General features: G+C 71.1%; 4 protein-coding genes and 1 pseudogene. 3 read left to right on the top strand and 2 right to left on the bottom strand.

The annotated features are described in order from the left end of the window. A partial coding sequence (locus B7X32_RS18985; protein ID WP_292723281.1) for a DUF4349 domain-containing protein occupies positions 1-625 on the top strand: 625 nt, incomplete at its 5' end. Here the strand turns inward: B7X32_RS18985 and trpS are convergent. Next, positions 613-1,653: a tryptophan--tRNA ligase gene (gene trpS / locus B7X32_RS18990; protein ID WP_292723283.1), complete on the bottom strand. Its 1,041-nt coding sequence runs from the start codon at positions 1,651-1,653 to the stop codon at positions 613-615. The genes B7X32_RS18985 and trpS overlap by 13 nt on opposite strands. 229 nt (positions 1,654-1,882) lie before the next feature. Between trpS and B7X32_RS18995 the strand changes: the two genes are divergently transcribed. Then, positions 1,883-3,223, top strand: a complete 1,341-nt coding sequence (locus tag B7X32_RS18995; RefSeq protein ID WP_292723285.1) for an acyltransferase — start codon at positions 1,883-1,885, stop codon at positions 3,221-3,223. Here the strand turns inward: B7X32_RS18995 and B7X32_RS19000 are convergent. Beyond that, positions 3,189-3,998: an ABC transporter ATP-binding protein gene (locus B7X32_RS19000; RefSeq protein ID WP_292723288.1), complete on the bottom strand. Its 810-nt coding sequence runs from the start codon at positions 3,996-3,998 to the stop codon at positions 3,189-3,191. The genes B7X32_RS18995 and B7X32_RS19000 overlap by 35 nt on opposite strands. On the opposite strand from B7X32_RS19000, the pseudogene B7X32_RS19005 reads away from it, so the two are divergent. Further along, positions 3,997-4,275 (top strand): annotated as a pseudogene (locus tag B7X32_RS19005) (hypothetical protein); the annotation flags it as partial. The gene B7X32_RS19000 and the pseudogene B7X32_RS19005 sit on opposite strands and share 2 nt — an antisense overlap.

Here is a 4,275-nt window from a genome sequence, read left to right on the forward strand (position 1 = left end):
GCGCCCCGCGGCGACCGAGGGTGGGATCGTCCCGTCGCCCTCCGGAGACGGCTGGGTGACCCTGCGGGTCCCGGTCGCGGACCTCGACGCCGTGATGGACGCGCTGCGGCAACAGGGCGCCGTGCTGGCGAGCTCGATCGGCACGAACGACGTGACCACGGCGACGACCGATCTGCGCGCGCAGATCGACTCGCTGACGGCGTCCGTCACGCGCCTGACCCAACTGATGTCCCAAGCCACCTCGGTCTCGGATCTGCTCACGGCCGAGACCGCGCTCACCGACCGCCAGTCGCAGCTGCAGTCCGCGCAGCAGCAGCTGAAGGATCTCGAGTCCCAGGTCGCGATGTCCTCCGTGCAGGTGACGCTCGTCCGCGAGGCGCCGGCCGCGGCGGATCCCGCAGGCTTCGGCGACGGTCTCGCGGCAGGCTGGAAGGGGCTCATCGTCTCGCTCAACGCTCTGGTGATCGCGCTCGGATTCCTCCTGCCCTGGCTGGCGCTCGCGCTCGTCGTGGCGCTCATCGTGTGGGCGATCGTGCGGACGCGCCGCTCTCGGCGCCTCCGCGCCGCGGTCGCAGAGCGCACGCAGAGCGTCGCGACCGCCCTCGCCGAGGATCAGAAGCCGTAGGACATCCCCATCGCGGCGCGGACCTCGTCGAGCGTCTCCGCGGCGATCTCACGGGCGCGGCCATTGCCCGCGCGGATCGCCGTGGCGGCGTCGTCCGGCGTGATCCGCGCACGGCGCTCCCTGTGCGCGCGCAGGAAGTCGTTGACGGCGGTCGTGGTGACGCGCTTCAACTCGGCCGCCCCGCCCGTCCCGATCCGGGCCGCGACGTCCTCCGGCGCCAGGCCCAGACAGGTCGCGGCCGTCGTGAGCAGGCCCGCGACGCCGGGGCGGCGCACGGGGTCGTACGCGATCCTCCGCTCCGAGTCGGTGCGTGCGCGACGGATCGCGAGCGCCGTCTCCTCCTCGCTCATGCCGAGGGTGATCCCGTTCCCGTGGCTCTTCGACATCTTCCGGCCGTCCAGGCCCGGCAGCTCCGGCGAGTCCGTCACGAGCCCTTCCGGCACCGGGAACACCGCTCCGTACCGCTCATTGAAGCGCCGGGCCACCGTGCGGGTCATCTCGACATGCGGGAGGTTGTCCTTGCCGACGGGCACGAGCGTTCCCTTGCAGAACAGGATGTCGGCCGCCTGATGCACGGGGTAGGTCAGCAGCAGCCCGCCGAGCGCTCGTCCCGAGTCCTGCGCCTCCGCCTTCACCGTGGGGTTGCGGCGGAGTTCGGCCTCGGTCACGAGGCTGAGGAACGGCAGCAGCAGCTGATTCAGCTCCGGGATCGACGAGTGCGTGAAGAACACCGTGCGCTCCGGATCGAGACCCGCCGCGAGGTTGTCGCGGACGGCCTCGAGGATGTTCTCGCGCACCTCCCCCGGGCTCTCCCTGTCCGTGATCACCTGATAGTCGGCGAGCACGACGAAGGTCTCGACGCCCGCGGCCTGCAGGCGCACGCGTTCGAGGATCGTCCCGAACAGGTGGCCGAGATGCAGGCGCCCCGTGGGACGCTCTCCCGTCAGGATCCGATGCTGCTCCGGGTGCGCGGCGATCTCGGATCGCAGCGGCGTCATGCGGGCGTTCGTCGCGGTGAAGGTGTCCATATCTGCTCCAGGGTTCGGGAGCCGCACGGACGCACTGCGCGCAAGAAGAACGCGGGCCGCCATGCAGCCCGCGTGAATGAGAGGTCTTTCGTGCGCGTACGGCTGCTAGAGCAGCCACCACCAGGAGTTCGTCACGCGCATGGCCCCATCGTACGCCGGTCCGCGACCGCGGCTCGCCGACCTCGTCCGATGCCGCGCGCGGCATGCCGGCGCCGCTAGGGTCATCGCCATGAGCAACGCCGCCGTCTCGCCAGCCAGCGCCGTCCGCGAAGGGCGTGATCTGACGCTCGATCTGACCCGCGTCTCCTGCGTCGTCCTGGTCGTGTTCGTGCACATCCTGTTCACCGGCGTCGGCCGGCGTCCTGACGGCTCCCTGCTCATCGAGCGCACGGTCGAGGGGCAGGTCTGGTTCGACGCGGTCAGCTGGATCCTGAACATCATGCCGCTGTTCTTCGTCGTCGGCGGTTACGCGGCCAGAGCGGGCTGGCGGTCCGCACAGCGCCGCGGCGACGACGCCGTCGGCTTCGTGCGCCTGCGCCTGGCGCGGCTCGCCCGCCCGGCGATCCCCGTGTTCGTCTTCTTCGCCGTCGCCCTCGCGGCGACACGCGTGCTCGGTGTCGATCCCGCGCTCGTCGACACGATCGCGATCGGCGTCGGCTCGCCGCTCTGGTTCCTCGCCGCGTATCTGCTCGTGCAGGCGCTCGCTCCGTGGATGATCGGATTGCATGCCCGTTTCGGAATGTTCGTGCCGGTCGTGCTGCTCGCCGGCGCCGCGGCGACGGATGCGCTCCGCTACCTGGTCGCCGGCGGGCTGCTCGGGCTCGGCCACGTCCCCTCCACCGGCTACGGCATCGGTGCCGAGCTCTTCGGCATCCCCAACGTGGCCTTCGTGTGGCTGTTCGCCCAGCAGATCGGCTTCTTCCTGTTCGACGGGTGGTTCGCCCGTCGCCGGTTCTGGCAGCTCCTCGGCCTCATCGCGGTCGGATATCTCGCCATCTGGGGCCTGGTGTCCCTCGGCGGATACTCCTGGAACATGCTCAGCAATCAGTGGCCGCCGACGACGCCCCTCGCGATCCTCGCCGTCGTCCAGGCCGCAGCGCTGACCGTGCTGCATCGCCCGCTCGCGGCGCTCATGCGCACCCGCGCCGCGCAGGGGGCGGTGCTGCTGATCGGCTCGCGCCTCATGACGGTGTACCTCTGGCACCTGCCCATGATCATGGCGCTGATCGGCGTGGAGCTGCTGCTGCCCGTGCCGATGCCCGCGCCCGGCAGCGCGATCTGGTGGTGGACACGAGTGCCGTTCCTGATCGTCGTTCTCGCGGCGGTGTGGCTGCTGTCGCTCTGGCTCGTGCGCTTCGAGAAGGCGCCGCCCATGGTCGAGGAGCCTTCCCGCGGTACGACCGCGGCCGCCGTCGTCGTCTTCGTGCTGCCGATCCTCGCGATCACGGCCTACGGCCTGGATCTCCCGCTCGCCGTCTGCGCGCTGGTCGGATCCGCGCTCGCGCTGCTGCTCGTCCGCGCGTACCGCGCGCCGCTCACGCCTGCGGGAGCCTCGGCACCGCGTCGATGAGCGCGCGCGTGTAGGCGCTCGCCGGGTCCGAGAGCACGTCGGAGGTGCGTCCGGCGTCGACGACGCGTCCCCCCTGCAGCACCACGATGTCCGCACAGAGTTCGGCGACGATAGACAGGTCGTGCGAGACCATGACGAGCGTCATGCCGTGCTCGGCCTGGAGGCGCGCGAGCAGCCGCACGATGTCCAGCCGGGTGGAGAGGTCGAGCGCGCTCACGGGCTCGTCCGCGAGCAGCACCCGTGGCCGCGTGATCAGGGCGCGCGCGATCGCGATGCGCTGCCGCTGACCTCCGGAGAACTCGTGCGGATAGCGCAGCAGGGCCTCGTCCTCGAGCTCGACGTCCCGCAGCGCCTCGACCAGCCGCTCCCTTCGCGAGGGACGCCCGCCCCGGTCGCCGCGCGCGGCGTCGGGATCGCCGAGCCACCGCAGGGGCTCGGCGAGGAGGGAGTCGACCCGCTGGCGCGGATCCAACGAGGCGAACGGATCCTGGTAGACCGGCTGCACCGCGCGCCGGAAGGCGTGCACGGCGTCGCGGGCGCCGGAGGCCGGAGGTCTGCCCTCGAACAGCACCGTTCCCGAGGTCGGCCGCCGCAGTCCGAGCATGAGGGAGAGCGCGGTGGTCTTGCCCGATCCGGAGGCGCCGACGATGGCAAAGCTCTCGCCCTCGCGCACCGAAAGGCTCACGCCGCGCAGGATCGTCAGCGTGCCCTCGGGGCCGCTGACCGACTTGCTAACATCGATCGCCTCGAGCACCGGACCGGATGGATCACTCATGCGTCGTTTCCTCTGCACGTTGGGCTTGCTGCTGTGGGGAATGGCCGCCGCCCATGCGGCGCCGACCCGGAGCGTACTGGTGCTCGGTGACTCACTCTCCGCTGCGCACAACATTCCGGTCGAGTCCGGCTGGGTGAGCCTGCTGTACGCGCGTCTGGCCAAGATGGAGCCGCCGTGGCGCGTGGTCAATGCCAGCATCAGCGGCGAGACCTCGCTGAGTGCGCGCAACCATCTGCCGGGCCTGCTCGCGCGTGAGCGCCCGGCGGTGGTGGTGATC

The sequence above is a fragment of the Microbacterium sp. 13-71-7 genome (assembly GCF_002257455.1).
Lineage (GTDB): Bacteria > Actinomycetota > Actinomycetes > Actinomycetales > Microbacteriaceae > Microbacterium.